The following is a 25,533-nucleotide window of genomic DNA, read 5'->3' as shown; positions in this document are numbered from 1 at the left end:
CCGTGGCCAGACAAAAGGACAATCGGATGCAGAAGCTGCTCTTTCCCCTCGGCGCCGCCCTGGCGCTCGCCGCCACCCCGGCGCTGGCGCAGATCCCGCCCAAACTTGTCCCCGACTACGGCCGCTACCAGGAAGTGCCCGATCCCTATCTCAAGCCCGATCCCGCAATGCGCTACAAGGTGGTGTTCGATGTCTCGCAGCCGGCGCGCACCCCGGGCAGCATCCACCAGGGCCTCGAGCGCGTGGCGCGCATGGTCAATCTCCTCAACCGGCACGGCGTCAAGCTGCAGCCCGCCGACATCGTCGTCACCATCCACGGCGCCGCCGTGCCCACGACCCTCACCCCGCAGGCCTTTGCCGCCCGCTTCAAGGGAGCAGCCAACCCCGATGCCGAGCTCATCCGCCAGCTCACCGGGGCCGGCGTCAGCTTCCGCCTGTGCGGCCAGTCGATGGTGTCGGGCGGCTACACCAAGGCCGAGCTCAACCCCGACGTGAAGGTGGACGTGGCGGCCATCACCACCATGGCCACCCTCCAGCTCCAGGGCTACGCCGTCATCCAGGACTAATTTTCATCGCGCCGGCCATAGTCGCGCCGACCACCATCGCTGCCCGGACCGGAACTGGGGGCAGGGCGCTCGGCCCTGGCCTGCGGTGCCGGCCGCGGCGCTTCCTGCCGGGCCATGGGCGCTGGCGCCGCCATCTGCCGGGGCTGCACCTGCACCTGTGGCCGCGCCTGCCGCTCCGGCCGCGCACCAAGGCTACCGCCGATCGCATTGCCGATCACCGCATTGCCAGCTCCGGGCGCGCCGCGATTGCCGCCACCCATTCCCGGCTGCCGACCCCCGCCGCGCCAGTCGGCACGCGGCGCCGGCTGCGCTACCCCGCCATTCGCATAGGCCGGCCGCGGTACATAGCCGCCCACCCGGTCCGGGCGATTGCCCGGTGCCGGGCGCTCGGCCCGTGGCGGCCGGTTGCCGAAGTTCGGCGCAGCGCCATCCGGCCGCTGGCCGCGCCGATCCTGCCACCCCTGCCGCCCATCACCGACAGGACGCTGGAAGCCGGGCCGCCCGTCACCCCGCGGGCGCTGCAAGCCCGGCTGGCCGTTCCACCCCTGCTGCGGCCGGCGATAGCCACCGCCATAGGGCTGGCCGAACCCGGGACGTGCTCCCAGACTGCCACCAATCCGGTTGCTGATCGGGCTGGCCCCACGCCAATAGTTGCGCCCCGGCGCTCCCACCCAGCCACGGTTCCGCGTCCAGGGGGTCCAGTGCTGCCAGCGCGTCGCCTGCCAATAGTTGCGCCCGCCACCATAGGGCAGGATGCGGCGGTTCAGCCCCGGCAGGAACATGGCCCCCACCGGCGCCCACACCCAGCTCGGGCCATACCAGCTGTTGAAGTCGTCATAGCCGAAGCCGCCACCCCCGAAGCCGCCACCCCCGAAGCCCCCGCCCCCGAAGCCGCCACCCCCGAAGCCGCCGCCATATCCGCCACCGAAGCCGACCCCGATGTCATAGGCCACCTGCGGCGGAATCGGCGCCCAGCCGGCATATTGCTCGTTCTCGCGGAACGCCACCCAATGCGGCCCCCAGCGCGTATCGGGCACCCACACCCAGCCGATGCGGTCGTCATGCGCCCAGCGGCCATAATGGTCGGTCGCCCAGCCCCAGGGATCGTCGCTGATCCATAGCCGATATTCGGTCCAGCGACCATTGGTATAGGGCCGCCAGCCGCGGTCGACATCGGGCGCAAACGCCCGGCCCCATTGCGTCTCGATCCAGCGGCCATAAGGGGCCAGCGGCTCGTAAAAGACATCCACCGAAGCCACATCCTCGCCGCCGAACAGGTCGCCGGGCTGCTCCACGCCCGTCCACGCCGGGTTCCACTGGCCGTCATAGCCTTGCTCGCCCTGGTCATCATAGCCGTCCGCGCCATAGGCGTAGTCCGAACCCTGGTCGTAGCGCGGCGCCTGTCCGGAAACGCCGTCATAGGCGCACCCTGCCAGCGCCACCGCCGCCAGCGGCAGCACCAGCGAATTCAGGCGAAAAGCGGTGCGGGTGGCCATGGGCAAATCCCTTCGGAGTGTGAACAAGCCAGTGCGCCCGGGTTGCTTTCGTCAGGCTGAATGCCGCAAAAGCGACCGCGTCAATGCGCTCGCGCGGGAAGGGCTTGCAAGACGCCCGCTTTTCCATCACCGATGCCATGACATGTCGTCGCGTCCTGGGGAGGATCGCCTTTGACGATGATGGGGGACGTGGGTTGATTGCAGGAACCGGTCGAGCGCCAACGCGGCGCGAAGTGTTGCGAACCATCGGAATGATCGGCGGCTCGCTGGCGCTGTACCAGGCGATGGAAGTGCTGGGACACGCCAAGGAAACGCAGTTCGCCGGCCCGCCCAAGCTGTCGGGCGCTCCCGCCGGCGCCTCGGTGCTCGTGCTCGGCGCCGGCCTCGCCGGCATGCTCGCCGCCTTCGAGCTGCGCAAGGCCGGCTACAAGGTGCAGATCCTCGAATACAACAATCGCCCCGGCGGCCGCAACTGGTCGCTTTACGGCGGGGACACCTACACCGAGCTCGGCGGGGAGACGCAGAAGGTCGGATTCGCGCCCGGCAACTATCTCAACCCCGGCCCGTGGCGCATCCCCTATCACCACCGCACCCTGCTGCATTATTGCAAGGCCTTCGGCGTGGCGCTCGAGCCCTTCATCCAGCTCAACCACCAGGCGCTCGTCCACAACAGCAAGGCCTTTGGCGGCAAGCCGATGCCCTATCGCGATCTCTCCGCCGATTTCGAGGGCAATGTCGCCGAGCTGCTCGGCAAAGCCATCGACAATCGCGGCCTCGATTCGCAGTTCTCCGCCGAAGATCAGGACAAGCTCAAGGAGGCGCTGCGCACCTGGGGCCTGCTCGACAAGGACATGCGCTATGTGAAGGGCAATCGCTCGTCGCGTCGCCGCGGGTTCGAGCGGCCGTCGGGCGGCGGCGTCGACGGCTCGCCCATCCCGTCGGATCCGCTGCCGTTCAAGGATGTGCTCGATTCAGGCGTCTGGGCTGTCATCTCGCAGCACATGTCGATCGACCACCAGACGACGATGTTCCAGCCCGTCGGCGGCATGGGCATGATCGGCAAGGCCTTCGGCAAGCAGGTGGAAGGGCTCGTCACCTTCAACGCCAAGGTGACCAAGATCTCGCAGGCCGGCGGTGCTGTCACTGCCACCTACACCGACACCGCCACCGGCGCGGTCAAGGAGGCCAAGGCCGATTACTGCGTCTGCACCATCCCGCTCGGCATCCTCAGCCAGATCGAGCTCGATGCTTCGGGCGGCATGCTCGCCGCCATCGCCGCGGTGCCCTATTCCAACTCGGTCAAGGTCGGTCTCGAGATGAAGACCCGCTTCTGGGAGGAGGAGAATGCCATCTACGGCGGCATCAGCTTCACCGACCGGCCGATCTCGATGATCTCCTACCCCTCGGGCGGGATGCATTCGGATGGCCCCGGCGTCATCCTCGGCGCCTATACCTTCGGCGCCGCCTCCTACAAGTTCGCCGGCATGTCGCCCGACGAGCGCGTCCGCACCGTCCTCGAAATGGGCTCGGTGTTCCACCCCGGCCGCTACAAGGAGCAGTTCACCGCCGGCGCTTCCGTCGCATGGAGCCGCGTGCCCTACACGCTCGGCTGCTGCGCCCAATGGAACGAGGAAACGCGCGAGGAGCATTACCAGACACTGGTTGCGGTCGATGACCGCATCGTGCTGGCCGGCGAGCATGCCTCCTATATCGGATGCTGGATGGAGGGGGCTCTGCTCTCCTCGCTCGATGCCGTCACCCGGCTCCACAAGCGCGCCCTGGAGGCCTGAACATGCGAATCCTCATCCTCAGCCTGCTCATCGCCGCCCCGGCCATCGCCGCCCCTAAGCCAGCGGTTCCGCATCCCGGTGCCGAAGTCTATCAGAACGTCTGCCAGGCGTGCCACATGGCCAACGCCATGGGGGCGGTCGGCGCCGGGCGCATCACCGCACTCGCCAGGAACCCCAACCTGCAATATCCCGAATATCCGATCAGCGTCGTCACCGGCGGCAAGGGCGCCATGCCCTGGTTCCGCGGCCAGCTTACCGACCAGGAGATCGCCGATGTGATCGACTATGTGCGCGGCAACTTCGGCAACCGCTACAACAAGGGCCCCGGCGGCAAGGTGACCGCTGCGATGGTGGCGGAGAGCGGCGTCGCTGCGCCCACACGCGGCGAGCGCTAGTCGATGCGCAGCATCGCGTAGCCGAGCGCCAGCGCCAGCGTCACCAGCGTCGACGCGGCGATCACGATCAGCGGGCGCGGCCCGGCCTTCATGATGTCCGCCACCGGTGTGCGGATGGCGGTGGCAGCAACCGACAACGCCAGCAGCGCGGTTGCGGCATTGCCCGCAACCGTCGACGCCACGGCGGGGATGAAGCCGAGCGAATTGATCCCCGCCACCACGAAGAACCCCACCACGAACCATGGCAGCAGCGGTGCCTTCGCCGGTTTTGCATCGGGTTCGTCGCCCGCCTCCGCCCGCACCGGAAACGCCAGCCCCACCAGCGCCAGCACCGGCGCCAGCAGCGCCACCCGCGCCAGCTTTACGATCGTCGCCGTTTCGCCCGCCGGCTCGCTGAAGGCATAGCCAGCCCCCACCGCCTGCGCCACGTCATGCACCGATCCGCCGAGGAAATAGCCGGCCTGCGCGTCGGAAAGCCCCAGCGTCAGCGCCAGCACCGGATACAGCATCAGCGCCGCCGCACTCATGATCGAGATGCCCACCAGCGTCAGCGTCACGTCGGACTGGCTCACCCGTCGCTCGCCGAGCGTCGCCGAAAGCGCCAGTGCCGCCGAGCCGCCGCAAATCGCCACCGCCCCGCCGGCGAGCACCCCGCGCGAAGGGCTCAGCCCGAGGCTGCGCGCCACCACCACGCCGGTGCCGAGCGTCGCCAGCACCGTCACGCTCACCATCGCCAGTGCCTCCGGCCCGAGCGCGCCGATCTGCGCAAAGGTGATCCGCGCACCGATCAGCACGATGGCAAAGCGCAGCAGCTCGCGCGCCGCCAGCCCCAGCCCGGGGGCAAGCCGCTTGTCGGAGCTCAGGAAGTTGAGGCTGAGGCCGATCAGCAGCGCCAGCAAGGTCAAGGGCGCGCCGTAGCGGCTGGCAAGTGCCGCCGCCGCGAGCGTGGCGAGGCCGGCGACGATGAGGCCGGGGATGTTGTCGCGGGCGCGGACGCGCGGCGAGGGCTCGATGTCGCCGAAAAGGTCGGCGCCCTGGGGGAGGTTGTTCTGCATCGGCATCTGGTTGCCGAATGAACGAATGGGGGAAGAAAGCAAGGGCTGCGCTTGGGAGGGGCGTGCTGCGCTGCGGCCGCGGGCAAAGCCCGCGGCTGACGTCAGATGAGTTCGGCTGGCAAAGGGCCAGCCGCCTCGCTGGCCGCGCTTGGGCGAGTCTCAGATTAGCGCCGCTAATCTTTGCCGCCCTGCGCGCTCCCCGGGCAGGATTCGAACCTGCGACCATTCGATTAACAGTCGAATGCTCTACCGCTGAGCTACCGAGGAATGCGCGGGCGGAACCGGGCCTATAGCGAGCGCCATGGGCCCAAGCAACCCCTTCAGACGCAAAACTGTTCGGCCACGATCCGGTCGTCGAGCGCATAGTCCGGATCGAACAGCATCGACAGGCTGATCGACTTGTCGGTGCTCACCGTCACCTGCGCCACGTCGCGCACCTCGAACTGGTCCGCCACCGCCGAAACCGGGCGCTTGCCGGCCTCCAGCACCGTGAAGGTGATCGTGCTAGCCTGCGGCAGCAGCGCCCCGCGCCAGCGCCGCGGGCGAAACGGGCTTATCGGCGTCAGTGCCAGCAGGTCCGATTGCAGCGGCAGGATCGGCCCATGCGCCGAAAGATTATACGCCGTGCTGCCCGCAGGTGTCGCCACCAGCACCCCGTCGCAGATCAATTCCTCCATCCGCACCTTGCCGTCGATGGTGATGGCGATCTTCGCCGCCTGCCGCGTCTCGCGCAGCAGCGATACCTCGTTGATCGCCGGCGAACTGAACCGCGCTCCGTTCGCATCCACCGCCAGCATCTGCAGCGGGTGCAGCGTCACCGCCAGCGCGGCTCCCACCCGCGTCGGCAGATGCGCCTCCTTCCAGTCGTTCATCATGAAGCCCACGGTGCCGCGGTTCATTCCGAACACCGGCTTGGGGTCCGCCGCCTGCATCGCCTCGTGCAGCGTCTGCAGCAGAAAGCCGTCACCGCCGAGCACGACCACCACATCGGCATCGCGCACCGCCACAAAGGCATAGCGATCGCGCAGCCGCCGCGCCGCCGCGGCCGCCACATGCGTTTCGGAATGCAGCAGGGCAAGCCTGGGTTCGGCCACTCAGCCCCCCGTCACGCTCATGTGCCGCGCCACCGCCGGCGCCGCCCGCGCAATCTCGAAGTCATGCCCCCGGGGTTTGCGGCCGATCGCCTCGACAAGCGCTGCATCGAGCGCGGCATCATCGGAACTGCCCCGGATCACGCTGCGCAGATCGGCCTGGTCGTCCTGGCCCAGGCACATGAAGAGCCGGCCGGTCGCCGTCAGCCGCACCCGGTTGCAGCTCTCGCAGAAATTGTGCGTCAGCGGCGTGATAAGCCCCAGCTTCTGCCCGGTCTCCTCGATCCGCAGATAGCGCGCCGGCCCGCCGGTGCGCTCGGGCAGGTCGGTGAGCGTGAACCGCTGCGCCAGCCCGGCCCGCACCCGCGACAGCGGCAGGTAGCGGTCGGTGCGGTCTTCATCGATCTCGCCCATCGGCATCGTCTCGATCAGCGTCAGGTCATGGCCATGTGCTGCAGCAAACGCCAGCATCGGCACGATCTCGTCCTCGTTCAGCCCCGCCAGCGCCACCATGTTGAGCTTCACATGCAGCCCCGCCTCCCTGGCCGCGGCAATCCCGCCCAGCACCTGCTCCAGCCGACCCCAGCGGGTGATATGCGCAAACTTCTCCGCATCGAGCGTGTCGAGGCTCACATTGATCCGCCGCACCCCTGCCGCCGCCAGGTCACCGGCAAAGCGCGCCAGCTGGCTGCCGTTGGTCGTCAGCGTCAATTCCTCCAGCGCTCCCGACCGCACATGCCGGCCCAGGCTCTGCACGAGATCGATGATCCCGCGCCGCACCAGCGGCTCGCCGCCGGTGAGCCTGAGCTTGCGCAGGCCCCGGCGGATGAAGGCACTCGCCAGCCGGTCGATCTCCTCGAAGCTCAGCACCTGGTCGCGCGGCAGGAAGGTCATGCTCTCGGACATGCAGTAGCGGCAGCGGAAATCGCAGCGGTCGGTCACCGACACGCGCAGATAGCTGATCGCTCGTCCGAACGGATCGATCAGCGGCGCTGCCATCACTGGCGGTGCAACAAGGAGGGGACTGCGCATCGCCGCGCACCGTGGCCGCAGCCGCCGCCGCTGTCCAGACCCTGGTTGGGCCAGCTCACCCCGATGCAGGCATAGCAAACTTTACAATTCATAAGGCATTTTAGTAAAAAACTATGCATTAATCTATGGACGCGGACGTGATACAGGGGGAACACAATCAACGCTGCCACTGAAAGGGAGCGACAGGAGAATTGATGCAACCGGCAGATCCGGTCTTGGTCGTGTCGCCCCGCTATGCCGAGGATGTGGCTGCCGTGGTGAACGAAGCCGGCTTCCGTGCCATCCCCGTGCGTCGCCCCGAGGAAAGTGTGGCGCAAATCGAAGCCGAGCCTCTTCGCATGGTCGTCGTCGATGCCCGCGGCGCGCTCACCCAGGGCCTTGCCATCGCCCGCGCGCTCGGCCCGACGGTGCAGGCGCGGCTGGGCACGCTGCTCATGCTGCTCTCGCGCACCGATGGGGATGCCGCTCTGGCAGCGCATGATGCCGGTGCCACGTCGGTTCTCATCAGCCCGTTCGGCCGCGATGCGCTGGTCAATGCGCTGCGCCTGACCGCCCGCCAGGCCCAGCGTCTCGCCGATGCGGCGGCTGCGGTGGGGGAGGGCGGCGAAGGCGGCCCCGAATTCGGCGCACAGGATCGGCTGACCGGCCTAGCCACCGGGGAGCAACTCGAGCGCTGGCTGGCCGGGCTTCTCGCAGCGCCGCTGCCGCAGCCGATGGTGGTCATCGCGCTCGGTGTCGGCCGCCTCGCCCCCATCAACGCCGCCTATGGCCGCGATGTCGCCGATCAGGTCCTGAGTGCTGTGGCGGAGCGGCTCACCCAGATCGTTGCCCAGCGCAACAGCAGCGCCCCACGCCACGAGCTGCGCCTGCTGGCGCGCCTTGCAGCGGCCGAATTCGCGCTGGGCATGGCCACCTCGGCCAAACTCGAAGACACCGAAACGCTGGCAGCGGCGATGTCGGCCGCACTCGCACTGCCCTTCGTCATCGGGGATCATGTCATCCATCTCTCGGGTCGCGCCGGCATCGCCCGCATGGACACGATCGGCCCGATGAGCAGCCGCGAGATGGCAGCCACGCTGCTCCGCCGTGCCGCCTCGGCGCTCGCCCATGCCCGCACGCAGGAGGCCGGCACCGTATCGCTGTTCAAGCTCGATCCCGCCGGTGATCCGCTCACCCGCATGGCCAATCTCGAAGCCGATCTCCACCGTGCCATCAACGAGGGCGGCATCAACCTGCTCTTCCAGCCGCAGATGTGCCTCGCCACCGGCACCATCATCGCCGTCGAGGCGCTGGTGCGCTGGGAGCATCCGGTGCTCGGCCTGCTGCCCGCCGAAACCGTGCTCGAAACCGCCGCCTCGGCCGAGCTCGCGGTGCGGCTCGGCCGCCACATCCGCGCCCGCGCCATGCAGCAGGCCGCCCGCTGGACCGGCGCCCTCGCAGGCCTGAGCATTTCGGTCAACGTCACCGCCGCCGATCTCGCCGATCCGCGCTTCCAGCAGGCGCTCGAAATGGCGCTCGGCAACTCGGGCCTCGCGCGCGATCGTCTGGTGCTCGAAGTGACCGAAGGCGCGCTCATCGACGATGTCCGCGGTGCCGCCCGGATGCTCGAAGGCCTGCGCGCCAGCGGCCTGCGCGTGGCGCTCGACGATTTCGGCACCGGCTTCTCCTCGCTCTCCTGGCTGGCGCGGCTGCCCATCGACACGATCAAGTTCGATCGCTCTTTCACCCTCGGCCTCACCGCCTCGGCGCGCGAGCGGCTGGTGGTGGAAACCCTGGTCTCGCTCAGCAAGCGCCTCGGCCTGTCGGTCGTCGTCGAAGGTGTGGAGGATGATGCGCAAATGGCCGCCGCCCGCCACGCCGGCGCCGATTCGGTCCAGGGCTACCGCGTGGCGCCGCCGCTCGATGTGGCAGCCCTCGCCGGCTTCGTCGGCACCTGGACCAAGGCCTCGCTCGCTGCCACGTCCAGGCGTCAACTATAGGCGATCATCCGTCCCAGCGTCGCCGTGGCGAGCCAGGCGAAGAGGGACACCGCTGCTGCCATCTGCCGCCGCAGCCCGATCGGCGCCGATCCCGGCCGCAGCCACCAGCGAAACGCCGCTGCATTGGCCAGCGCCAGCACGATCGTCACCAGCTTCCAGCGGAACACCATCGATGCCGCCACCGATGCCGCATCGGCCGCAAACAGCGTCGCCCCGCTCAGCACGAGGATCACCAGCCCCACCACGCCCAGCGGCGTCAGCGCCCGCGACAACGCATCCGCCGGCAGCGCCCGGAACGCCCCCATGATCCGCAGGTCCACGATCCCGATGCTGCCCAGCAGCAGCACCAGCCCGAGCAGATGCAGCACATTGGCGGTCGGATAAACGCCGCCACCGCCGGCCCAGGCACTGATGCCCGATGCCGACAGCCAGTCGATGAGGCCGGTGATCAACTCAGCGAAGCTCGATCGTCTTGTCGCCCAGCGTCACCCGCTCGATCCGCATCTCCGTCGTGCCGTCGCTGCGCGGATAGCCTTCCAGCGTCACCGCGCGCGCCTTGCTCAGCGCATCCTTCTCCAGCCCGCGCGCCTCCATCCGCGAGGTCGGCGCCAGCACCACATCCCAGGTCTTGCCCTGGTAGCTCACCTTGGCGGTACCGTGCGGATTGCCCCAGCTCACCGCCGTCACGGGTGCGGTAAGCTTGATCGGCTTGGTCGCATCATAGCTGCTCCAGCCATGGTGCGCGAGCACCGCGGTCGGGAGCGTGGCAAGGATCAGGGCAATGAGGCTGCGGCGCATGGTCGTTCGACTCCTTCAGCCCCCGCCGCAAACTCGCCGCAAACCCGCCGAAAGGCAAGCCTCAGCGGCTGCGGATCTTGCTGTTGAACACGCCGGGCCGTGCAGGAAGCGGCTTGGCGGGTGCCGGCCGGGTCGCCACGGGCTTCGCGGCCGCCGGCCTGATGTTCGCCCCCGCCGCCAGCTTCGCCAGGCTCGTCGCGATCTGCAGCGCCCCTTTCAACCGCGCCTGGTCATGCCCCCAGTCCGCCGCCACGAACAGCTTCTGGTCCGGCCGCAGCCTCGCGCGCGCCCCCAGCTTCTCGATCCACGCCATCAGCCCGTCGGGGTTGGCAAAGCTGTCGTCCTTCAGCGTGACCAGCGCCCCCTTCTGCCCGGCCTCGAGCTTGGACACGCCGGCCTTCAGGCACGCCAGCTTGATCTCAATAACCGCAAGCAAGTTCTGGAACTCGCCCGGCAGCGGCCCGAAGCGATCGATGATCTCGGCGGCAAAGCCGTCGATGTCGGGCCGGTCGCGCAGCTCGTTCAGCCGCCGATACAGCGCCATCCGCACATTCAGGTCGGGCACATAGTCTTCGGGAATGAGAATCGGCAGCTCCACCGAAATCTGCGGCGAATACGCCTCCTCGGGCGGCTTGGCTCCGCTGGCAGTCGCCCGCGCCTCCATGATCGCGTCCTCGAGCATCGACTGGTACAGCTCGAAGCCGATTTCCTTGATATGCCCCGATTGCTCGTCACCGAGCAGATTGCCCGCCCCGCGCTGGTCGAGATCATGGCTGGCCAGCTGAAACCCCGCGCCGAGCGTGTCGAGGGCGCTCAGCACCTGCAGCCTTTTCTCCGCCGTCTCGCTCACCACCTGGTCGGCAGGCGTCGTCAGATAGGCATAGGCGCGCGTCTTGGCACGGCCCACCCGGCCCCTGATCTGGTAGAGCTGCGCCAGCCCGAAGCGGTCGGCGCGGTGAACGATCAGCGTGTTCGCTGCCGGAATATCCAGCCCGCTCTCGATGATCGTCGTCGCCAGCAGCACATCGTACCGCTTGTCGACAAAGCCCGACATCCGCTCCTCGACCTGCGTCGGGCTCATCTGCCCATGCGCCGTCACCGGCCGCACCTCGGGCACATGCGCATGCAGAAATTCCTCGATCTCGGGTAGGTCGGCAATCCGCGGCACCACGATGAAGCTCTGGCCGCCGCGATAATGCTCGCGCAGCAGCGCCTCGCGGATCACCACCTCGTCGAACGGCATCACATAGGTCCGCACCGCCAGCCGGTCGACCGGCGGGGTGGCAATGATCGACATTTCGCGAAGCCCCGTCAGCGCCATCTGCAGCGTGCGCGGGATCGGCGTGGCGGTCAGTGTCAGCACATGCACATCGGCCTTGAGCGCCTTCAGCCGCTCCTTGTGCACCACCCCGAAGCGCTGCTCCTCATCGACGATCACCAGCCCCAGCCGCTTGAACTCGACCGATTTGGACAGCAGCGCATGCGTGCCCACCACAATGTCGACCGTACCATCCGCCAGCCCCTCGCGCGTCGCCCTGGCATCGCCCGCCGTTACCAGCCGGCTCAGATGATGCACCCGCACCGGGAGCCCGGAAAAACGCTCCGAAAAGCCTGCGAAATGCTGGCGCGCGAGCAGCGTCGTCGGGCACACCACCGCCACCTGCAGGCCCGACATCGCGGCCGCATGCGCCGCGCGCAGCGCCACCTCGGTCTTGCCGAACCCCACATCGCCGCACACCAGCCGGTCCATCGGCCGCCCCGACGCCAGATCCTCGAGCACATCCTCGATCGCGCGCAGCTGGTCGTCGGTTTCCGAATAGGGGAAGCGGTCGGCAAACTGCGCCGCATCATGCGCATCGGGGATCGCCGGCTCGCCCTGCCGAAGGGCGCGCTCGGCGGCGGTCTTCAGCAACTCGCCCGCAATCTCGCGGATGCGGTCCTTCATCTTGCCGCGCCGTGTCGCCCAGGCCACCCCGCCCAGCTTGTCGAGCGCAATCCCCTCGCTGTCCGAGCCATAGCGGCTCAGCACATCGAGGTTTTCCACCGGCACATAGAGCTTGGTGCCGCCATCATAGGTCAGCGCCACGCACTCATGCGGCCGCTTGCTGATCTCGAGCGTGATCAGCCCGTCATAGCGGCCGATGCCATGCTCGCGGTGCACCACCAGGTCGCCCGGCGCCAGGCTCGAAAGCTCGGCCATGAAGCTGTCCGCCTTGCGCGCCGAGCGCCGCCGCCGCACCAGCCGGTCGCCGAGCATGTCCTGCTCGGTGAGCAGTTGCAGCGTGCCCCCATAACCTTTTCTGGGCGCGTCCAATCGCGTAAAACCATGGTCGAGCGGCAGCACCACCAGCGCCACCTGCCCCTTGGCCGTCGCCGCCTGCGCTGCCTGCCAATCATCGGCCGGGAACAGGCCGGAAAGCCCCTCGTCGAGCAGCAGCCCGCCCAGCCGGTCGCGACTGCCGGCCGAATAGCTCGCCAGCACCAGCCGCGTGCCCGCGGCCTGCGCTTCACGGATGTGCGCGCAGATCGCGGCATACACCGGCGGCCCCCCGTTCGCCTGCGCTACCCGCTCGGGCGTGAAATCGCGCGGGGCCAGCACCGCGCAATCGATCGTCTGCAACGTGCCATCGGGCACGTCGTGCGGCGTCGCGGTATGGACGCCCCGCGCCTTCAAAAGCCCCGCCCATTCCGCCGGCTGCAGATACAAGGCCTCGGGCGGCAGTGGCCGATAGGGGTTGCTGCGCGGCCCGGCCTTGCGCTTGGCCGGCGGCTCGGCAAGCACCGCCGCCCGATTGCCATGATAATCGCTGATCGCCTCGAACCGGCTTTCGGCGGCCGCATCGGTGCCGCCATCGCGGACGATCGTGCAATCCTCCGCCAGATAATCGAACAGCGTCGAAAGCTCGGGCTCGAACAGCGGCAGCCAATGCTCCATCCCCGCCTGCCGCCGCCCGTCCGACACGGCTTCGTAAAGCGGATCGGAGGTTGCCGATGCTCCGAACGCCGCCAGCCAGCCCTGCCGAAATGTCTTCACCCTCGCCTCGTCGAGCAGCACTTCGCTCACCGGCAGCAGCGTGAACGGCTCGGCCAAGCCCAGGCTCCGCTGCGTAGCAGGGTCGAACCGCCGCATCGTCTCGATCTCGTCACCGAAGAAGTCGAGCCGAAGCCCGTGCTCGCTCCCCGCCGGCATCAGGTCCAGCAGCGCGCCACGCACCGAATACTCGCCCGGCTCCACCACCGTATCGGTCCGCACATAGCCGTTCGCCGCCAGCTTCGCCGCCAGTGCATCGCGGTCGATCGCGGTGCCCGGTGCGAGATGCGCCGCGAGCTTCGCCAGCCGCTTGGGTGGCAAGGTGCGCTGGCTCGCCGCCGCCACCGTCGTCACCACCAGCTCGGCACCCTTGATCGGCTGAAGCAACGCCGCCAGCCCCGCCAGCCGCTCGGCCGCCGCCCGCAGGCTCGGCGAGGCACGGTCGTAGGGCAGGCAGTCCCACGCCTGCACCTGGATCGTCGTCAGCTCGGGCGCGAAGAACTGCGCAGCATCCGCAACAGCGCGCGCCTGCGCATCATCGGCAGCGATGAACACCGCGCGCGACTTGCCAGCCACCGCCCGCGCCGCATCGGCGAGCAACCACGGCAGAAAGCCCGGTGCCGCGCGCGCCAGCGTCAGCGGCCGCCGCGCCTTGGTCAGGGTGGTGATATCGAGCAAGTCAGAGCTTCTCTTCAGTACTGGGCGTCTCGATGAAGTCGAGCTTCTGCAACGCGTCGAGCATCGGCCCGCGGAAGCGTTCCGGCGCTTGAATTGTCCCCAGCGCCCAGCCCATCACATCGACATCCTGCTCATCGAGCACGGCCTCGAACCATTGCAACTCGTCCTCGTTCCAGCCGTCGGCATATTTCCGCGCAAAGCCGCCGATGATGTAGTCCGCCTCGCGCGTGCCCCTGTGGTCGGCGCGGAACCGCAGCTTGCGCAGCCGGTGCTGTTCGTGAGTCGGATCGGTCATCGCGCAGCCTCCAAAAAAATAGCAGCCAACCCGCTGGCCGGTTTGGACAGCGGGCGCATGAACGCTATGAGCCTCTAACATGCGGCCCTCCATCCTCAACGCGCTGTTTGCGGAAAGCTCAAGCCTCGAAGGCGTGGGGCCCGCCCTGGTGCGGCAATTGGCGCGGCTGAAGATCAACCGCGTCGTCGATCTGCTCTGGCACCTCCCCGTCATGGCGATCGAGCGCGTCGTCACCGACCGGCTCGATGAAACCCTCGTCGGCCGCCCGGTGGTCACGACGCTCACCGCGCAGAACGTCGAGGAGGGCTATGGCAAGCGGCCGCTGCGCGTGCTCGCCGCCGATGCCGCCGGCACCGTGGTCGAGCTCGTCTGGTTCGGCCAGACCGGCGCCTGGGCAAAGCGGCTGATGCCCCTGGGGGAGCCCAAGATCGTGGCGGGCAAGCTCGATCGCTTCGGCCAGAGCCTGCGCATGAGCCATCCCGATGTCCTCGCCCCACATCAGGCCGCGCGCCTGCCGATGCGCGAGCCCGTCTATCCGCTCACCGAAGGGCTCACCAACCGCCGCCTCGCCGGCCTCGCAGCAAATGCCCTCAAGCGCCTGCCCGGGCTCGCGGAGTGGGTCGAGCCCAGCGTCCTCACCAAGCACGGCTGGCCCAGCTTCGGCGATGCGCTGCGCCAGGCCCACGCCGTCACCGGCGGCCCGCAAGCCCAGGAGCGGCTCGCCTATGACGAAGTCCTCGCCAACCAGTTGGCACTCCTGCTCGTGCGGCGGGACACGCGCACGAGAAAGGGCAGGGCACTCGTCGGCGATGGCCGCCTCACCGATGCACTGAAAGCCAGGCTGCCCTTTGTCCTCACGGCCGCCCAGTCCCGCGTCGGTGCCGAAATCGCCGGGGACATGGCGCAGGCTGCCCCCATGCTGCGACTGCTGCAAGGCGATGTCGGCAGCGGCAAGACGCTGGTGGCGCTGATGGCGATGCTGAGTGCAGTCGAGGCCGGCGCCCAGGCCTGCCTCCTCGCCCCCACCGAAATCCTCGCCCGCCAGCACGCCGCCACGCTGGCCGGGATGCTCGAAGGCATGCCGGTCAATCTCGGCGTGCTGACCGGGCGCGACAAGGGCAGGGGCCGCAAGGAGCTTCTCGCAGCGCTCAAGTCGGGCGAGCTCGACATCCTCGTCGGCACCCATGCCATCTTTCAGGAGGAGGTCGCCTATCACGATCTCGGGCTGGTCGTGGTCGATGAGCAGCACCGCTTCGGCGTCGCCCAGCGCCTCATGCTCGCCGCCAAGGCCCGGGCCACGCCGCACCTGCTGGCGATGACCGCCACCCCCATCCCGCGCACCCTCGAGCTCACCAACTTTGGCGAAATGGACTCGAGCCGCATCGACGAACTCCCCCCCGGCCGCCAGCCGATCGAAACCCGCGTCATGGCGCCCGATCGTTTCGATGCGCTCGTCGAAGGCCTTGAACGCCACCTCTCGGGCGGCGGTCAGGCCTATTGGGTCTGCCCGCTCGTCAGCGGCAGCGAAGACGGCGACGAAGCCGCCGCCGAACTGCGTGCCGCGTTTTTGAAGGGCCGCATGCCGGATGCCAAAATCGGCCTCGTCCATGGTCGCATGAAGCCCGCCGAAAAGGACGCCGTGATGGCCGCCTTCGCCGCGCGCGAAATCGGGCTGCTTGTGGCCACCACCGTCATCGAAGTCGGTGTCGATGTCCCCAATGCCACGCTGATGATCGTCGAAGCCGCCGAGCGTTTCGGCCTCGCCCAGCTCCACCAGCTTCGTGGCCGTGTCGGGCGCGGCGCGGGCAAATCGGTCTGCGTCCTGCTCCGCAGCGGCGATCTCACCGAGACCGCCCGCGCGCGCCTGGCGCTCATGCGCGAAACCAATGACGGCTTCCGCATCGCCGAGGAAGATCTCAAGCTGCGGGGTGCGGGCGAAATCCTGGGCACCCGCCAGTCCGGCGAGGCCGCCTTCAAGCTCGCCGACCCCGAGGCCGTCGCCCGCCTCGTCGGCATGGCGCACGACGATGCCCGGCTGCTGCTCGATCGCGACGGCGGCCTCGAAGGTCCCAGGGGTGCAGCCGCGCGCGTCCTGCTCTATCTTTTCGAACGCGAGGCCGGAGTCGCCTTGCTGCGGTCGGGATGAGCTGATGGGCCTTTTCGCGAGCCTTTTGATGGCAGCAACCGCCGCAAGCCTGTTGCAGGCCGGCGTCGATGCACACGAGCGCGGCGATTATGCCGCCGCTCGCGCCGCCCTCAAGCCGCTCGCCGCCCAGGGCTCTGCCGCCGCCGAAACCCTGCTCGGCGGCATGGCTGCGCGCGGGCAGGGTGTGCGCCGCGATCCCGCCGCCGCCGCCGCCTGGTGGCTCCGCGCCGCGCATCGCGGCTATGCCCCCGCCCAGCTCGCCCTCGCCCGCGCCATGGCCGATGGCCGCGGCGTCTCGCAGGATCCTGCCGCCGCCTGGTCCTGGGCCCGCCGCGCCGAAGCCGCCGGCGGTCCCGTCGGCGCCCAGGCCGCCCAACTCGCAAAGCGCCTCGAACAGCAACTCCCCCCCGCACGCCGCGCCGCCCTCGACGCCGAAACATGGGTCGCCTGGCCGGGGTAGTCCTCAACGAAGAAGCGTGGTCAGGTGATCTGTAAGCCGGGTTCTGTCCCCTTTCGGGGGGCGACCATTCATCTGGGACGGCTGTCGCCAGCCGCCTCGTGCAACCAACCCGGGCAGCGGGGCCGGTTCCTGCCCTGAGCATTGCTGCTCGTGCTGCCCCTATTCGGTCTTGCTCCCGGTGGGGTTTGCCATGCCGCTTGCCGTTGCCGGAAGCGCGGTGCGCTCTTGCCGCACCCTTTCACCCTTGCCTGTGACCTTTCGGTCCATCGGCGGTCTGCTCTCTGTGGCACTGTCCCTGGGGTCACCCCCGCCGGGAATTACCCGGCACCGTGTTCCGTGGAGCCCGGACTTTCCTCTGGATCGCTCCAGCGGCCGCCCGATCACCTGACCACGCCACCACCATAGGGGTTGCGGCCCGCGAGCGATAGGTGTTGAAGCAGCGCGATGCCCGTCCGCCCGCTCTTCGTCACCCGCTTCTTCGAAGAGGCGATCGGCTCCCCCGCCCTGCTGGCCGATCTCGAAGCCAGCTGCCGCGCGCTGGCGCAGGACGATACCGCCGGCCGCCGCTGGTGCCGTGAGCAGGGCTATCCCGGCTACACCTCCTACGCCTCGCTCGATGATTTGCCCGTGCGCGATCCCGCCTTCGCGGATCTCAAGCGCCTGCTCGATCGCCAGGTCGCGGCGTTCGCCGCGGCCAGCTTCATGGACCTGCCGCGCAAGCTCAAGCTCGATTCCTTCTGGGTCAACATCCTCAAGCCCGGCGGCACCCACAGCGGCCACATCCACCCGCATTCGGTCGTCTCGGGCACCTTCTATGTCATCGTCCCCGAAGGTGCGGGCGGCCTCAAGCTCGAAGACCCGCGGCTGCCGCTGATGATGGCCGCCCCCACCCGCACCGACGACGCCCCCGAAGAGAGCCGCCCCTTCGTCTACATGGCCCCCGCCCCCGGCCGCGTCTTCCTCTGGGAAAGCTGGCTCCGCCACGAAGTCCCGGCCGGACGCGGCAAATCCGACCGCATTTCCATCAGCTTCAACTACAGCTGACCATGGCCGACATCACCCGAGACGGCGAGGATTTCGTGGTGGCCGCCGAGGTCATCGCCACCGCCCTCCACCTCGCCCCCGCCGACGTCCCCGGCCTGCTCCGCGCAGGCAGCATCAAGACGCTCTCCGAAGAGGGCGTCGGCGACGACGAAGGCCGCTGGCGCCTCACCTTCAACCACAATGGCCGCCGGCTGCGGCTGGTCGTCGACGCCACCGGCGCCATCGTCACCCGCTCGGTCGTCGATTTCGGGAGAACCCCATGAAAATCGCCCTCGAATGGTATCTCAACCCCGATCACCTGCCGCTGCTCGCCGCCCGCGAAGCCGGCGTCGATCTCACCCTCATCGCCCCCGACGATCATTATGACGGCTTCGAGGCCCTCGCCGCCGGCGACGTCACCCTCGTCGTCAACGAACCCCTCCACCTCGTCGAATCCCGCCCCCTCAAGCTCCGCGCGCACGGCACCTTCTTCTCCACCGAAGGCGGCGTCCTCATCCGCCGCACCGCCCTCGATGCCCTCAAGGCCGGCGCCGCCATCCGCATCGCCTCGCCCGTCAGCGGCGCCACCACCGACGCGCTCTGCCGCGACATCCTCGCCGGCTGGCTCGGCCGCCCACTGGGCGAGGGCCAGGTCACCATCGAATCCGCCGGCTTCGCGCATGTCGACAACATCGCCGCCGGCTTCGATGGCGCCTGGCTCGCCTTCGCCAATGTCGAGGGCGTCGATGCCCGGCTGCGCGGCCTCGACACGGTGATGGTCACCACCGCAGAAGCCGGCCTCCCCGAATTCTCCGCCCTCGAACTCATCGGCCGCGCCGACGCCGCGCAAGCCGATCTCGCCGCCATCGCTGCCCTCAGGGAGTCGCTCGACCGCGTCATCCCCCAGCTCATCGCCAACCCGCAAGCCGCCCGCACCCTCTGGTACCGCGCGAGCACCGAACCCGAATCCGCCACCACGGACGCGATCGTCGCCGACACGCTGCGTCGCCTCGTCGCCCCCGTCCGCGCCGATGCCGCTCGCTGGCGCCCGATGTGGCGCTACATGGCCGATCACGGCGGCGATGTTGTCGATGCAAGCACTTACGAAGCGATGTTCTAACCTCGCATCAAGGTTCGCCCAGCTCCACCGTCACCGTCCGGAAGCCGTCCGGCCCCGCCTCGCGCTCGGCGGCACGCTGGATCGGCCCCGGCAGGTCGGTCCGCACCGCCACATTGATCCCGCCGGCCGCCAGCACGGCGCCCACCGCATTGGCCCGCGCCTCGGCAAGTGCTGCCGGCCCATCGTCGGCAATCGCCACCCGCCCGGTCGCCGTCGCCCGGGTGATGTTCCAGCGCCCCAGCGCCCATTGCACCGGCGCCAGCCCCTGCGGCTCGGCGCTGCCGGCGGCAAAGCGCACCACCAGCCGCGTCGTCGGCGGCGGCACCAACCTGATCGTCCAGTCCGGATGCCGCTCGGCCAGCTGTCGTTCGGTCCGGTACAGCGTTTCCAGCGGCGTGCCGGGCCGCGCATTCGCCACCAGCCGCCGCAGCGCCGGGTAGATCAGGATGTCCGCCTCGGGCGTGCCGGTTGCCAAAGACACCGCTTCCACCAGCCCCGTCGCCGTGGCGTTGCTCGCCGCCGCCCGCCCGCTCTCCGCCAGTGCTGCGCGCTCCTGCTCCAGCCGCGGCAAATCCTGGTTGGCGACCAGCTGCGTCAGCGCAAAGCTCGAATCGCGGTGCGCAATGCCCGTCCATGCCGCCGCGATCCGCGCCTCGGCCGCCGGCGTGAACCGCGGCGTGATCACTACCGCCGAAGCGCTCACCGGCTCGGCGCCATGGTTGATGTCGAGCTGCGAAATCCGGCTGCCCTCGGGCAAGGCGTCGACGATCGCGCTCCTCAACTGCCGGGTCACGATCGATTCCTCGGCAATCTGCCGCAACGAGAACGCCAGCGGCACCGCCATCACCAGGAAAACACCGGAAATCAGCAGCGTCTGCCCGTTTGTCTGCCGCGGCGTCAGGTCCTGCGCAAAGCCATAGAGGCGCGCCATCAGCGCGGCCGAAAGCGCAATCGCGATGAAGTTGGTGAAGAACAGCGCCAGCGCCCCGGCAAAGATCGCCACATTGAGCGTCGCCAGCCCATAGCCCACCACCGCCAGCGGCGGCATCAGCGCCGTGGCGATCGCCACCCCCACCACCGTCGCCCCCTGGCCGCGAATCGTCGCATAGGTGCCTGCCAGCGCCGAAAAGATCGCCACCAGCAGGTCGAACAGATTGGGCCGGGTGCGCGCCAAGATCTCGGGCGTCACCCCCTGCAGCGGCGAGGCGAGCACGATGATCGCGGCAATGCCGACGCCGAGCAGGCTGCCGAGCGCCAGCGCTGTCAGCGAGGTCCGCACCTCGCGCCAGTCGAACACCGCCAGCGCAAACCCCAGCCCGATGATCGGCCCCATCAGCGGCGAGATCAGCATCGCGCCGATCACCACCGCCGGCGATGATTGCAACAGCCCGAGGATGGCGATGCCCGCCGACATCAGGACCATGAAGGCGTAGCGCAGCGACCAGTCGGCGTCCGCGTCGATCCGTGAAGCAATCTCGGCGTGCGCAATGTCGCCCACCACGTCGCGCCGCCACCAGCGCTGCAGTCGGGCGACGAGCGGCGGGCGCACGACGTCCTGCTTGGTCATGCAAACGCCTGCGGGTGGCGGAGCAGCGAGAACAGCAGGCCCCGGGTCTCGGCGTCGATCTCGCCCGAGACATTTGCCGGCCGGAACCGCCGCTGGAAGGCGATCACTGCCTCCTTCGGCCAGCTCACATCATAGCCATAGCGGCCGAGTGCGGCGATAAAGCCCTCGTCATACCAGTTCGGGTCGATCTCCGCCGAGGGCATCGGCACCGCCAGCCCCTGCGCCGCCAGCCGTGCCCAGGGAAACAGCTCGCCCGGATCGGCCTTGCGCCGCGGCGCAATGTTCGAATGCCCGACGATGTTCGACCGCGCGATGCTGTGACGCCCGAGGATGCCGCGCATCAGGTCCTCCAGCGCCGTCATCTGCTCGTCGGGGAAGGGCGCATAGCCCCATTCATGCCCCGGATTGGCAATCTCGATGCCGATGCTGGCGCTGTTGATGTCGGTCGTCGTGCGCCACCAGCTCATGCCGGCGTGCCAGGCGCGGCGCCCCTCGTCGACCATGGCGAAGGTCTGGCCGTCCTCGGCGATCAGATAATGCGCGCTCACCTTGGCGGCCGGATTGGTCAGCCAGGCCAGCGCCGCATCGGCAGATTTCATGCCGGTATAGTGCAGGATCAGCATCGACACCGGCAAACTTCGCGCGTCATGGTTCGGGGAGGGGCGCTCGATCATCATGGTCGCGATTTCGTCATCAGGGCGTGCCGTCCGGATTGTCGCGTGCTTGTGCCGTGCGCAGCGTGATGATGGCAACCCCGGCCAGCGTGATGATGCCGCCGACGACCATCTGCGCCGTCACCGGATTGCCGAACACCAGCACCGCGATCACCACCGAAATAAGCGGCGTCGGCAGCGTCAGCGGCGAGACGACCGCCACCGGATAGCGCTGGAACAGCCAGCTCATCCCGCCATGCCCGACAAGCGAGGACAGGATCGCCGAATAGCCGAGCCACCCCCAGGTCGAGGCCTTGAGCGCGCCGACCCGCGCCAGCCCCTGCGGCTCGAACACCATCGCTGTTGCCGCAAGCAGCGGCACGCTCACCAGCGCCAGCCAGGCGTGTGTCGTCATCACCGGCACCCCCGCCAGCGCCCGGAACAACAGATTGCCCACCGCCCAGCTGAACGCCGCCGCCACCGTCAACCACACGGCGATGCTCTCGCGCGCGATCGCCGGGTCGAACCCCATCACCGCCACCCCGGCAAAGGACAGCACCACGGCGGTGATCCGCGGCAGCCGGATCTTCTCCTTGTAGACGATCACCGCCAGGATGAGCGAAAACGGCACCCCGAGCTGTCCGGTGATCGCCAGCGCCGAAATGTTCGTCGCGAGCGCAAAGCTCAGCGCGCCCAGCCCCATGAACAGCGCGCCCGCCACCACGCCGGTCACCAGCACCGCCTTCATCCGCCCCGGCAGCCAGCGCAGCCATGGCAGGCACACCGCCAGCACGATCACATAGCGCAGCGTGACGGCGGTCAGCGGCCCGGCATCATCGACCGCATATTTTACCGCCACGATGTTGAAGGCCCAGATGAGGTCGATCAGCAGGATCAGCGCCAGATGCGGCGGTGTCATGCGCGCGCCATGCCCGACTCCGCCGTGCCCGTCTCTGCCGGCCCGCCGCGGCTCGGTCGCCCGGCGAGCACGGCATAGGCACCGTTGATCGCCGCCATCCGCGCTTCAGCGACGCGGATGAATTCGGACGGCATGCCTTCAGCCAGGTGCCGGTCGGGGTGATATTGCTTCACCAGCGCGAGATAAGCCTTTTTCAGCGCGGACCGGTCGGCATCGCGCGCCACACCCAAGATCGCCCAGGGGTCCTCTTCAGGCGATGCGATGTGCCGGGCGCGAATGGCAGCCGCCATTGCCGGGGAGATGCCGAACTGCTCCGCCACCACCGCCAGATAGGGCAGTTCCGCCGGGTGGAAGCCATCGGTTGCGGCAATCAGCCACAGCGCCTCGAGCAGATCCTCGAGCAGCGGCGATCCAGGGCCGAGCAGTTGTGCTGCCTGTGCCGCATAGGCTTCGAAGCCCGCCGTGCTGCGCTTGGCCATGTCGTAGAAGCGGCGCACATTCTCCGCCTCCTTGGGGTCGACACGGAACAGCCGCTGGAAGGTGCGGAATTCGGCCTGGGTGGCATCACCATCGACACCCGCCATCTTCGCCGCCAGCGCGATCGCGGCAATCGTGAAAGCCACGGGCCGGTCGGCCGGAGCAGCCTTGCCGCGGATCAGCACGCTGAGCCCGCCGGTCATCGCGCCCAACAACACGCCCAGTGGCCCGCCGACGACAAAGCCGGCCGCTGCGCCGGCAAGAGTGGCGAAGACGCTCATGCGCTCCGAATAGGGTTCGAGGTGGAATTAGGAAAGCCACAAAGGCCAGCGTGCCCGGCCCGCCATGGCAGCGGCCGGGCAACGCAATTCGAGTCAACCCCGCTCAAGCGACCTTGTCATGCTCCGCCTGCGGGTCCCGCAGCGCGTAGCCACGGCCCCACACGGTCTCGATGCAGCCCGAGGCCGGTGCGCCTGCAAGATGCAGCTTCTTGCGCAGCTTGCACACGAACACATCGATGATCTTGAGTTCGGGCTCGTCGCGGCCGCCATAGAGATGCGTCAGGAACATCTCCTTGGTCAGCGTCATCCCCTTGCGGAGCGAAAGCATTTCCAGAATCGCATATTCCTTGCCGGTCAGCGACACGCGCCGGCCATCGACCGAAACCGTGCGCGCTGCGAGATCGATGCTCATCGGCCCGGTGACGATCAGCGACTGGGCATGGCCCTGGCTGCGACGCACCAGCGCATGAATGCGCGCCAGCAGTTCCGCCTTGTCGAACGGCTTGGTCACATAATCATCGGCGCCGGCGCCGAAGCCTGTCACCTTGGTCCCGGTTTCGGCATCACCCGAAAGAATCAATACTGGCGTGGTGATTCGCAATTGGCGCAGCTGCCGCAACACTTCATGACCAGAAATATCGGGCAAGGTCAGATCGAGCAGCACAACATCGAATTCGTAACTACGTGCGTATTCGAGTGCAGCTTCGCCACTGGCGGCAGTTTCATGGTCCAGGCCGGCTTCATCGAGAATAAGTTCGACACTGCGGGCCATCAAACGGTCATCTTCAACAAGCAATACGCGCATAGCACTAGCCTCCCGTGAGCTCCGGCGACCAGAGTGGTGACCGACGCTGACTGGAATGGTTAACTCCAATTGTCGTAAATTGTAAAGAGCATCCGTATTGGTAGTGTGCCCATAAACCCTACTTATTGATGCTGAAGCGTCCATTAACGGATCACTTCGCCGACGGCAGGATTTCGCCCGCCTCGAACACCGGCCGATAGATCTGCACCCGCGTCACCCGCAGGCCGGGAACGCCCGCACAGGTGATGGCGCGCTCCCAGAGCCGCAGTTCCGCCTCGCTGATCCGGTAGCGGGCGCAGGCTTCCGCCCGGCTGATCCGACCGGATTCGATCGCTGCAAGCACCTGCGCCTTGCGGCGGATGACCCAGCGCTGCGTGTCAGGCGACGGCAGGTCGGAGAGATCGTTGCTCGAAATGCGCTTGGCCTCCATGATTCAAACCTTTGGTTGCATCCGGTTCCTGAAAGCGATGACGGCCATTTGTCGCCAGAGCTAAGCATCGGCCTTGGTAAACGGCGAGAAAGCATCCCTTAAGGCCAACACTTGTTTAAATTTGCCGCCTGCATCTACGCTGGAGGGGTTGACGCGGACGCGAGCCGGACCGATGCGCCCCCCAGCATGATAGCGCTCGACACACTCGATACGGCCGGCGTCGAAGGCCTCGATGGCCTCGCCGGCCGCCGCGTCGCGGTGGCGATGTCGGGCGGCGTCGATTCCTCGGTCGTCGCCGCCTTGGCCCATGCCGCCGGCGCCGAAGTGGTCGGCGTCACCCTGCAGCTCTATGGCGGCGGCGCCACGCCGAGCCGGCCGGGTGCCTGTTGTGCCGGTGCCGACATCCGCGATGCCCGCGCCGTCGCCGACCGCATGGGCTTCGCGCACTATGTCATCGACATGGAAGCCCGCTTCCAGGACAGCGTCATCCAGCACTTCGCCGACAGCTATGCCGCCGGCCGCACCCCGGTGCCGTGCGTCGAGTGCAACAAGACCGTCAAGTTCCACGATCTGCTCGATCTTGCCCGCAGCCTCGGCGCCGAGGCGCTGCTCACCGGCCATTATGTCCGCCGCATCGAAGGTGCCGACGGCCCCGAGCTCCACCGCGGGCGCGATCCCGCCAAGGACCAGAGCTATTTTCTGTGGGCCACCACACAGGCCCAGCTCGATTATCTGCGCTTCCCGCTCGGCGGACTTGAAAAGCGCCGAGTCCGCAGCCTCGCGGACACGCTGGGGCTGGTCGTCGCCAACAAGCCCGACAGCCAGGATATCTGCTTCGTCGGCGGCGGGGACTATGCCGCCATCGTCGAGCGGCTCCACCCCGAGCTTGCCGCCGGCGGCGAGATCGTCGACGCCGCCGGAAGGGTGCTCGGGCGCCATGCCGGCATCCACAAGTTCACCGTCGGTCAACGCCGCGGGCTCGAGCTCGGCGGCGCCACCGAGCCGCTCTATGTCACGGCTATCGACGCCGAAGCCGCCCGGGTGATCGTCGGCCCTCGCACAGCCCTCGCGGTCGGCGCCGCCGTCCTCGAAGATTGCAACCGGCTCGGCGCCTGGGCCGGCCAGGTCGAAGCCAAGGTCCGCTCGCTCGCCGCCCTTGCCCCGGCGCATGTCGAAGACACCACGCTGGTTTTCGACACCCCCCAGCAAGGCGTCGCACCCGGCCAGGCCGCCGTTCTCTACGCCGGCAGCCGCGTGCTCGGCGGCGGCGTCATCGCGCGAACGCGCGCCCCGTTAACGAATTAGCAACACTATGAGAATGCAGTAGAATTACGCGTCAACCATTTGACAGGCGTCAATAATCCGACAGCCACCGCCGTCAAATCCTTGACACGCGCACCCCCGCCGCCTTGGCCGCCCCGCTTGGCACACCCCTTGCACAGCGCC

The 25,533-nt window shown here is 68.3% G+C and carries 24 protein-coding genes, 1 tRNA gene and 1 other RNA gene; 10 read left to right on the top strand and 16 right to left on the bottom strand.

The window, feature by feature from the left end; translation table 11 throughout:
* Nucleotides 1-26: 26 nt before the first annotated feature.
* The gene (locus tag FHS79_RS02630; RefSeq protein WP_184194939.1) at nucleotides 27-566 is read left to right on the top strand and encodes a DsrE family protein; all 540 of its coding nucleotides are present in this window, start codon (nucleotides 27-29) and stop codon (nucleotides 564-566) included.
* Here the strand turns inward: FHS79_RS02630 and FHS79_RS02625 are convergent.
* Nucleotides 563-2,062: a DUF6600 domain-containing protein gene (locus tag FHS79_RS02625; protein WP_184194937.1), complete on the bottom strand. Its 1,500-nt coding sequence runs from the start codon at nucleotides 2,060-2,062 to the stop codon at nucleotides 563-565. The two genes, FHS79_RS02630 and FHS79_RS02625, sit on opposite strands and share 4 nt — an antisense overlap.
* Before the next feature lie 233 nt (nucleotides 2,063-2,295).
* On the opposite strand from FHS79_RS02625, the gene FHS79_RS02620 reads away from it, so the two are divergent.
* Together FHS79_RS02620 and FHS79_RS02615 are read left to right on the top strand one after the other, a co-directional pair.
* Complete coding sequence (locus tag FHS79_RS02620) at nucleotides 2,296-3,852, top strand: flavin monoamine oxidase family protein (RefSeq protein WP_341534406.1); 1,557 nt, start codon at nucleotides 2,296-2,298, stop codon at nucleotides 3,850-3,852.
* Between the two features lie 2 nt (nucleotides 3,853-3,854).
* Nucleotides 3,855-4,247, top strand: a complete 393-nt coding sequence (locus FHS79_RS02615; RefSeq protein WP_207792191.1) for a c-type cytochrome — start codon at nucleotides 3,855-3,857, stop codon at nucleotides 4,245-4,247.
* Here the strand turns inward: FHS79_RS02615 and FHS79_RS02610 are convergent.
* From FHS79_RS02610 to moaA, 4 genes are all read right to left on the bottom strand, one after another.
* On the bottom strand, nucleotides 4,244-5,308 hold the full coding sequence (locus FHS79_RS02610) for a YeiH family protein (protein WP_184194930.1): 1,065 nt from the start codon (nucleotides 5,306-5,308) through the stop codon (nucleotides 4,244-4,246). The genes FHS79_RS02615 and FHS79_RS02610 overlap by 4 nt on opposite strands.
* Before the next feature lie 189 nt (nucleotides 5,309-5,497).
* Nucleotides 5,498-5,569, bottom strand: a tRNA-Asn gene (locus tag FHS79_RS02605).
* A gap of 53 nt (nucleotides 5,570-5,622) precedes the next feature.
* Nucleotides 5,623-6,396 (bottom strand): NAD kinase, encoded by a 774-nt coding sequence (locus FHS79_RS02600; protein WP_184194927.1) that lies wholly within the window; start codon nucleotides 6,394-6,396, stop codon nucleotides 5,623-5,625.
* On the bottom strand, nucleotides 6,397-7,425 hold the full coding sequence (moaA, locus tag FHS79_RS02595) for a GTP 3',8-cyclase MoaA (protein WP_184194924.1): 1,029 nt from the start codon (nucleotides 7,423-7,425) through the stop codon (nucleotides 6,397-6,399). It abuts the gene before it with no gap.
* Between the two features lie 194 nt (nucleotides 7,426-7,619).
* On the opposite strand from moaA, the gene FHS79_RS02590 reads away from it, so the two are divergent.
* On the top strand, nucleotides 7,620-9,404 hold the full coding sequence (locus tag FHS79_RS02590) for an EAL domain-containing protein (RefSeq protein ID WP_184194921.1): 1,785 nt from the start codon (nucleotides 7,620-7,622) through the stop codon (nucleotides 9,402-9,404).
* Here the strand turns inward: FHS79_RS02590 and FHS79_RS02585 are convergent.
* From FHS79_RS02585 to FHS79_RS02570, 4 genes are all read right to left on the bottom strand, one after another.
* The gene (locus FHS79_RS02585; RefSeq protein WP_184194918.1) at nucleotides 9,395-9,856 is read right to left on the bottom strand and encodes a hypothetical protein; all 462 of its coding nucleotides are present in this window, start codon (nucleotides 9,854-9,856) and stop codon (nucleotides 9,395-9,397) included. The two genes, FHS79_RS02590 and FHS79_RS02585, sit on opposite strands and share 10 nt — an antisense overlap.
* A gap of 1 nt (nucleotide 9,857) precedes the next feature.
* Nucleotides 9,858-10,202, bottom strand: coding sequence for a DUF6152 family protein (locus FHS79_RS02580; RefSeq protein ID WP_184194915.1), 345 nt, complete (start codon nucleotides 10,200-10,202; stop codon nucleotides 9,858-9,860).
* A 61-nt stretch (nucleotides 10,203-10,263) separates the two neighbouring features.
* Nucleotides 10,264-13,911 (bottom strand): transcription-repair coupling factor, encoded by a 3,648-nt coding sequence (gene mfd / locus FHS79_RS02575; RefSeq protein WP_184194912.1) that lies wholly within the window; start codon nucleotides 13,909-13,911, stop codon nucleotides 10,264-10,266.
* A gap of 1 nt (nucleotide 13,912) precedes the next feature.
* Nucleotides 13,913-14,206 carry an FAD assembly factor SdhE gene (locus FHS79_RS02570; protein WP_184194909.1) on the bottom strand — a complete coding sequence of 98 codons (294 nt, stop codon included), beginning with the start codon at nucleotides 14,204-14,206 and terminating at the stop codon, nucleotides 13,913-13,915.
* A 79-nt stretch (nucleotides 14,207-14,285) separates the two neighbouring features.
* Here FHS79_RS02570 and recG point away from each other — a divergent pair, with 79 nt between their 5' ends.
* Both recG and FHS79_RS02560 read left to right on the top strand, forming a co-directional pair.
* Entirely contained in the window at nucleotides 14,286-16,352 is a 2,067-nt protein-coding gene (gene recG, locus FHS79_RS02565) for an ATP-dependent DNA helicase RecG (protein ID WP_184194906.1), read from the top strand.
* 4 nt (nucleotides 16,353-16,356) lie between these two features.
* Complete coding sequence (locus tag FHS79_RS02560) at nucleotides 16,357-16,812, top strand: sel1 repeat family protein (RefSeq protein WP_184194903.1); 456 nt, start codon at nucleotides 16,357-16,359, stop codon at nucleotides 16,810-16,812.
* Nucleotides 16,813-16,828: 16 nt separating this feature from the next.
* Here the strand turns inward: FHS79_RS02560 and rnpB are convergent.
* An RNA gene (gene rnpB / locus FHS79_RS02555) (RNase P RNA component class A) lies at nucleotides 16,829-17,200 on the bottom strand.
* Nucleotides 17,201-17,256: 56 nt separating this feature from the next.
* On the opposite strand from rnpB, the gene FHS79_RS02550 reads away from it, so the two are divergent.
* From FHS79_RS02550 to FHS79_RS02540, 3 genes are read left to right on the top strand one after another with little or no spacing between them, the layout of a single operon-like run.
* Nucleotides 17,257-17,856, top strand: a complete 600-nt coding sequence (locus FHS79_RS02550) for a TIGR02466 family protein (protein ID WP_184194900.1) — start codon at nucleotides 17,257-17,259, stop codon at nucleotides 17,854-17,856.
* Nucleotides 17,857-17,858: 2 nt separating this feature from the next.
* The gene (locus FHS79_RS02545) at nucleotides 17,859-18,119 is read left to right on the top strand and encodes a DUF6522 family protein (RefSeq protein ID WP_184194897.1); all 261 of its coding nucleotides are present in this window, start codon (nucleotides 17,859-17,861) and stop codon (nucleotides 18,117-18,119) included.
* Nucleotides 18,116-18,955 carry an ABC transporter substrate-binding protein gene (locus tag FHS79_RS02540; protein ID WP_184194894.1) on the top strand — a complete coding sequence of 280 codons (840 nt, stop codon included), beginning with the start codon at nucleotides 18,116-18,118 and terminating at the stop codon, nucleotides 18,953-18,955. The genes FHS79_RS02545 and FHS79_RS02540 overlap by 4 nt, the downstream gene beginning before the upstream one ends.
* A 7-nt stretch (nucleotides 18,956-18,962) precedes the next feature.
* Here FHS79_RS02540 and FHS79_RS18505 read toward each other — a convergent pair whose 3' ends face one another.
* From FHS79_RS18505 to FHS79_RS02510, 6 genes are all read right to left on the bottom strand, one after another.
* Nucleotides 18,963-20,522 (bottom strand): DUF389 domain-containing protein, encoded by a 1,560-nt coding sequence (locus FHS79_RS18505; protein WP_207792190.1) that lies wholly within the window; start codon nucleotides 20,520-20,522, stop codon nucleotides 18,963-18,965.
* Nucleotides 20,519-21,196 (bottom strand): N-acetylmuramoyl-L-alanine amidase, encoded by a 678-nt coding sequence (locus FHS79_RS02530; protein WP_184195177.1) that lies wholly within the window; start codon nucleotides 21,194-21,196, stop codon nucleotides 20,519-20,521. The genes FHS79_RS18505 and FHS79_RS02530 overlap by 4 nt, the downstream gene beginning before the upstream one ends.
* 19 nt (nucleotides 21,197-21,215) lie before the next feature.
* Nucleotides 21,216-22,094: a DMT family transporter gene (locus FHS79_RS02525; RefSeq protein ID WP_184194891.1), complete on the bottom strand. Its 879-nt coding sequence runs from the start codon at nucleotides 22,092-22,094 to the stop codon at nucleotides 21,216-21,218.
* The gene (locus tag FHS79_RS02520; RefSeq protein WP_184194888.1) at nucleotides 22,091-22,852 is read right to left on the bottom strand and encodes a J domain-containing protein; all 762 of its coding nucleotides are present in this window, start codon (nucleotides 22,850-22,852) and stop codon (nucleotides 22,091-22,093) included. The genes FHS79_RS02525 and FHS79_RS02520 overlap by 4 nt, the downstream gene beginning before the upstream one ends.
* Nucleotides 22,853-22,955: 103 nt before the next feature.
* On the bottom strand, nucleotides 22,956-23,657 hold the full coding sequence (locus FHS79_RS02515) for a response regulator transcription factor (RefSeq protein WP_184195174.1): 702 nt from the start codon (nucleotides 23,655-23,657) through the stop codon (nucleotides 22,956-22,958).
* 151 nt (nucleotides 23,658-23,808) lie between these two features.
* A complete protein-coding gene (locus tag FHS79_RS02510; protein WP_184194886.1) occupies nucleotides 23,809-24,087 on the bottom strand; it encodes a DUF1153 domain-containing protein in 279 nt (92 codons plus the stop codon).
* A gap of 186 nt (nucleotides 24,088-24,273) precedes the next feature.
* Here FHS79_RS02510 and mnmA point away from each other — a divergent pair, with 186 nt between their 5' ends.
* On the top strand, nucleotides 24,274-25,392 hold the full coding sequence (mnmA, locus tag FHS79_RS02505) for a tRNA 2-thiouridine(34) synthase MnmA (RefSeq protein WP_184194882.1): 1,119 nt from the start codon (nucleotides 24,274-24,276) through the stop codon (nucleotides 25,390-25,392).
* Nucleotides 25,393-25,533: the final 141 nt, after the last annotated feature.

This window comes from Polymorphobacter multimanifer (genome assembly GCF_014205635.1).
In the GTDB taxonomy this organism is placed as follows: domain Bacteria; phylum Pseudomonadota; class Alphaproteobacteria; order Sphingomonadales; family Sphingomonadaceae; genus Sandarakinorhabdus; species Sandarakinorhabdus multimanifer.
The sequence above is the reverse complement of the archived record's forward strand: the minus strand, read 5'-3'. Positions and strand labels throughout refer to the sequence as shown.

Bases quoted from the DNA above. Each gene is read 5' to 3' on its own strand.
- FHS79_RS02545 (WP_184194897.1), top strand. From the start codon at position 17,859: ATGGCCGACATCACCCGAGACGGCGAGGATTTCGTGGTGGCCGCCGAG.
- recG (WP_184194906.1), top strand. From the start codon at position 14,286: ATGCGGCCCTCCATCCTCAACGCGCTGTTTGCGGAAAGCTCAAGCCTC.
- FHS79_RS02540 (WP_184194894.1), top strand. From the start codon at position 18,116: ATGAAAATCGCCCTCGAATGGTATCTCAACCCCGATCACCTGCCGCTG.
- FHS79_RS02590 (WP_184194921.1), top strand. From the start codon at position 7,620: ATGCAACCGGCAGATCCGGTCTTGGTCGTGTCGCCCCGCTATGCCGAG.
- FHS79_RS18505 (WP_207792190.1), bottom strand. From the start codon at position 20,522: ATGACCAAGCAGGACGTCGTGCGCCCGCCGCTCGTCGCCCGACTGCAG.
- moaA (WP_184194924.1), bottom strand. From the start codon at position 7,425: ATGCGCAGTCCCCTCCTTGTTGCACCGCCAGTGATGGCAGCGCCGCTG.
- FHS79_RS02550 (WP_184194900.1), top strand. From the start codon at position 17,257: ATGCCCGTCCGCCCGCTCTTCGTCACCCGCTTCTTCGAAGAGGCGATC.
- mnmA (WP_184194882.1), top strand. From the start codon at position 24,274: ATGATAGCGCTCGACACACTCGATACGGCCGGCGTCGAAGGCCTCGAT.
- FHS79_RS02510 (WP_184194886.1), bottom strand. From the start codon at position 24,087: ATGGAGGCCAAGCGCATTTCGAGCAACGATCTCTCCGACCTGCCGTCG.
- FHS79_RS02610 (WP_184194930.1), bottom strand. From the start codon at position 5,308: ATGCCGATGCAGAACAACCTCCCCCAGGGCGCCGACCTTTTCGGCGAC.
- FHS79_RS02515 (WP_184195174.1), bottom strand. From the start codon at position 23,657: ATGCGCGTATTGCTTGTTGAAGATGACCGTTTGATGGCCCGCAGTGTC.
- FHS79_RS02615 (WP_207792191.1), top strand. From the start codon at position 3,855: ATGCGAATCCTCATCCTCAGCCTGCTCATCGCCGCCCCGGCCATCGCC.
- FHS79_RS02580 (WP_184194915.1), bottom strand. From the start codon at position 10,202: ATGCGCCGCAGCCTCATTGCCCTGATCCTTGCCACGCTCCCGACCGCG.
- FHS79_RS02630 (WP_184194939.1), top strand. From the start codon at position 27: ATGCAGAAGCTGCTCTTTCCCCTCGGCGCCGCCCTGGCGCTCGCCGCC.
- FHS79_RS02520 (WP_184194888.1), bottom strand. From the start codon at position 22,852: ATGAGCGTCTTCGCCACTCTTGCCGGCGCAGCGGCCGGCTTTGTCGTC.
- FHS79_RS02625 (WP_184194937.1), bottom strand. From the start codon at position 2,062: ATGGCCACCCGCACCGCTTTTCGCCTGAATTCGCTGGTGCTGCCGCTG.
- FHS79_RS02530 (WP_184195177.1), bottom strand. From the start codon at position 21,196: ATGATCGAGCGCCCCTCCCCGAACCATGACGCGCGAAGTTTGCCGGTG.
- FHS79_RS02570 (WP_184194909.1), bottom strand. From the start codon at position 14,206: ATGACCGATCCGACTCACGAACAGCACCGGCTGCGCAAGCTGCGGTTC.
- FHS79_RS02560 (WP_184194903.1), top strand. From the start codon at position 16,357: ATGGGCCTTTTCGCGAGCCTTTTGATGGCAGCAACCGCCGCAAGCCTG.
- FHS79_RS02525 (WP_184194891.1), bottom strand. From the start codon at position 22,094: ATGACACCGCCGCATCTGGCGCTGATCCTGCTGATCGACCTCATCTGG.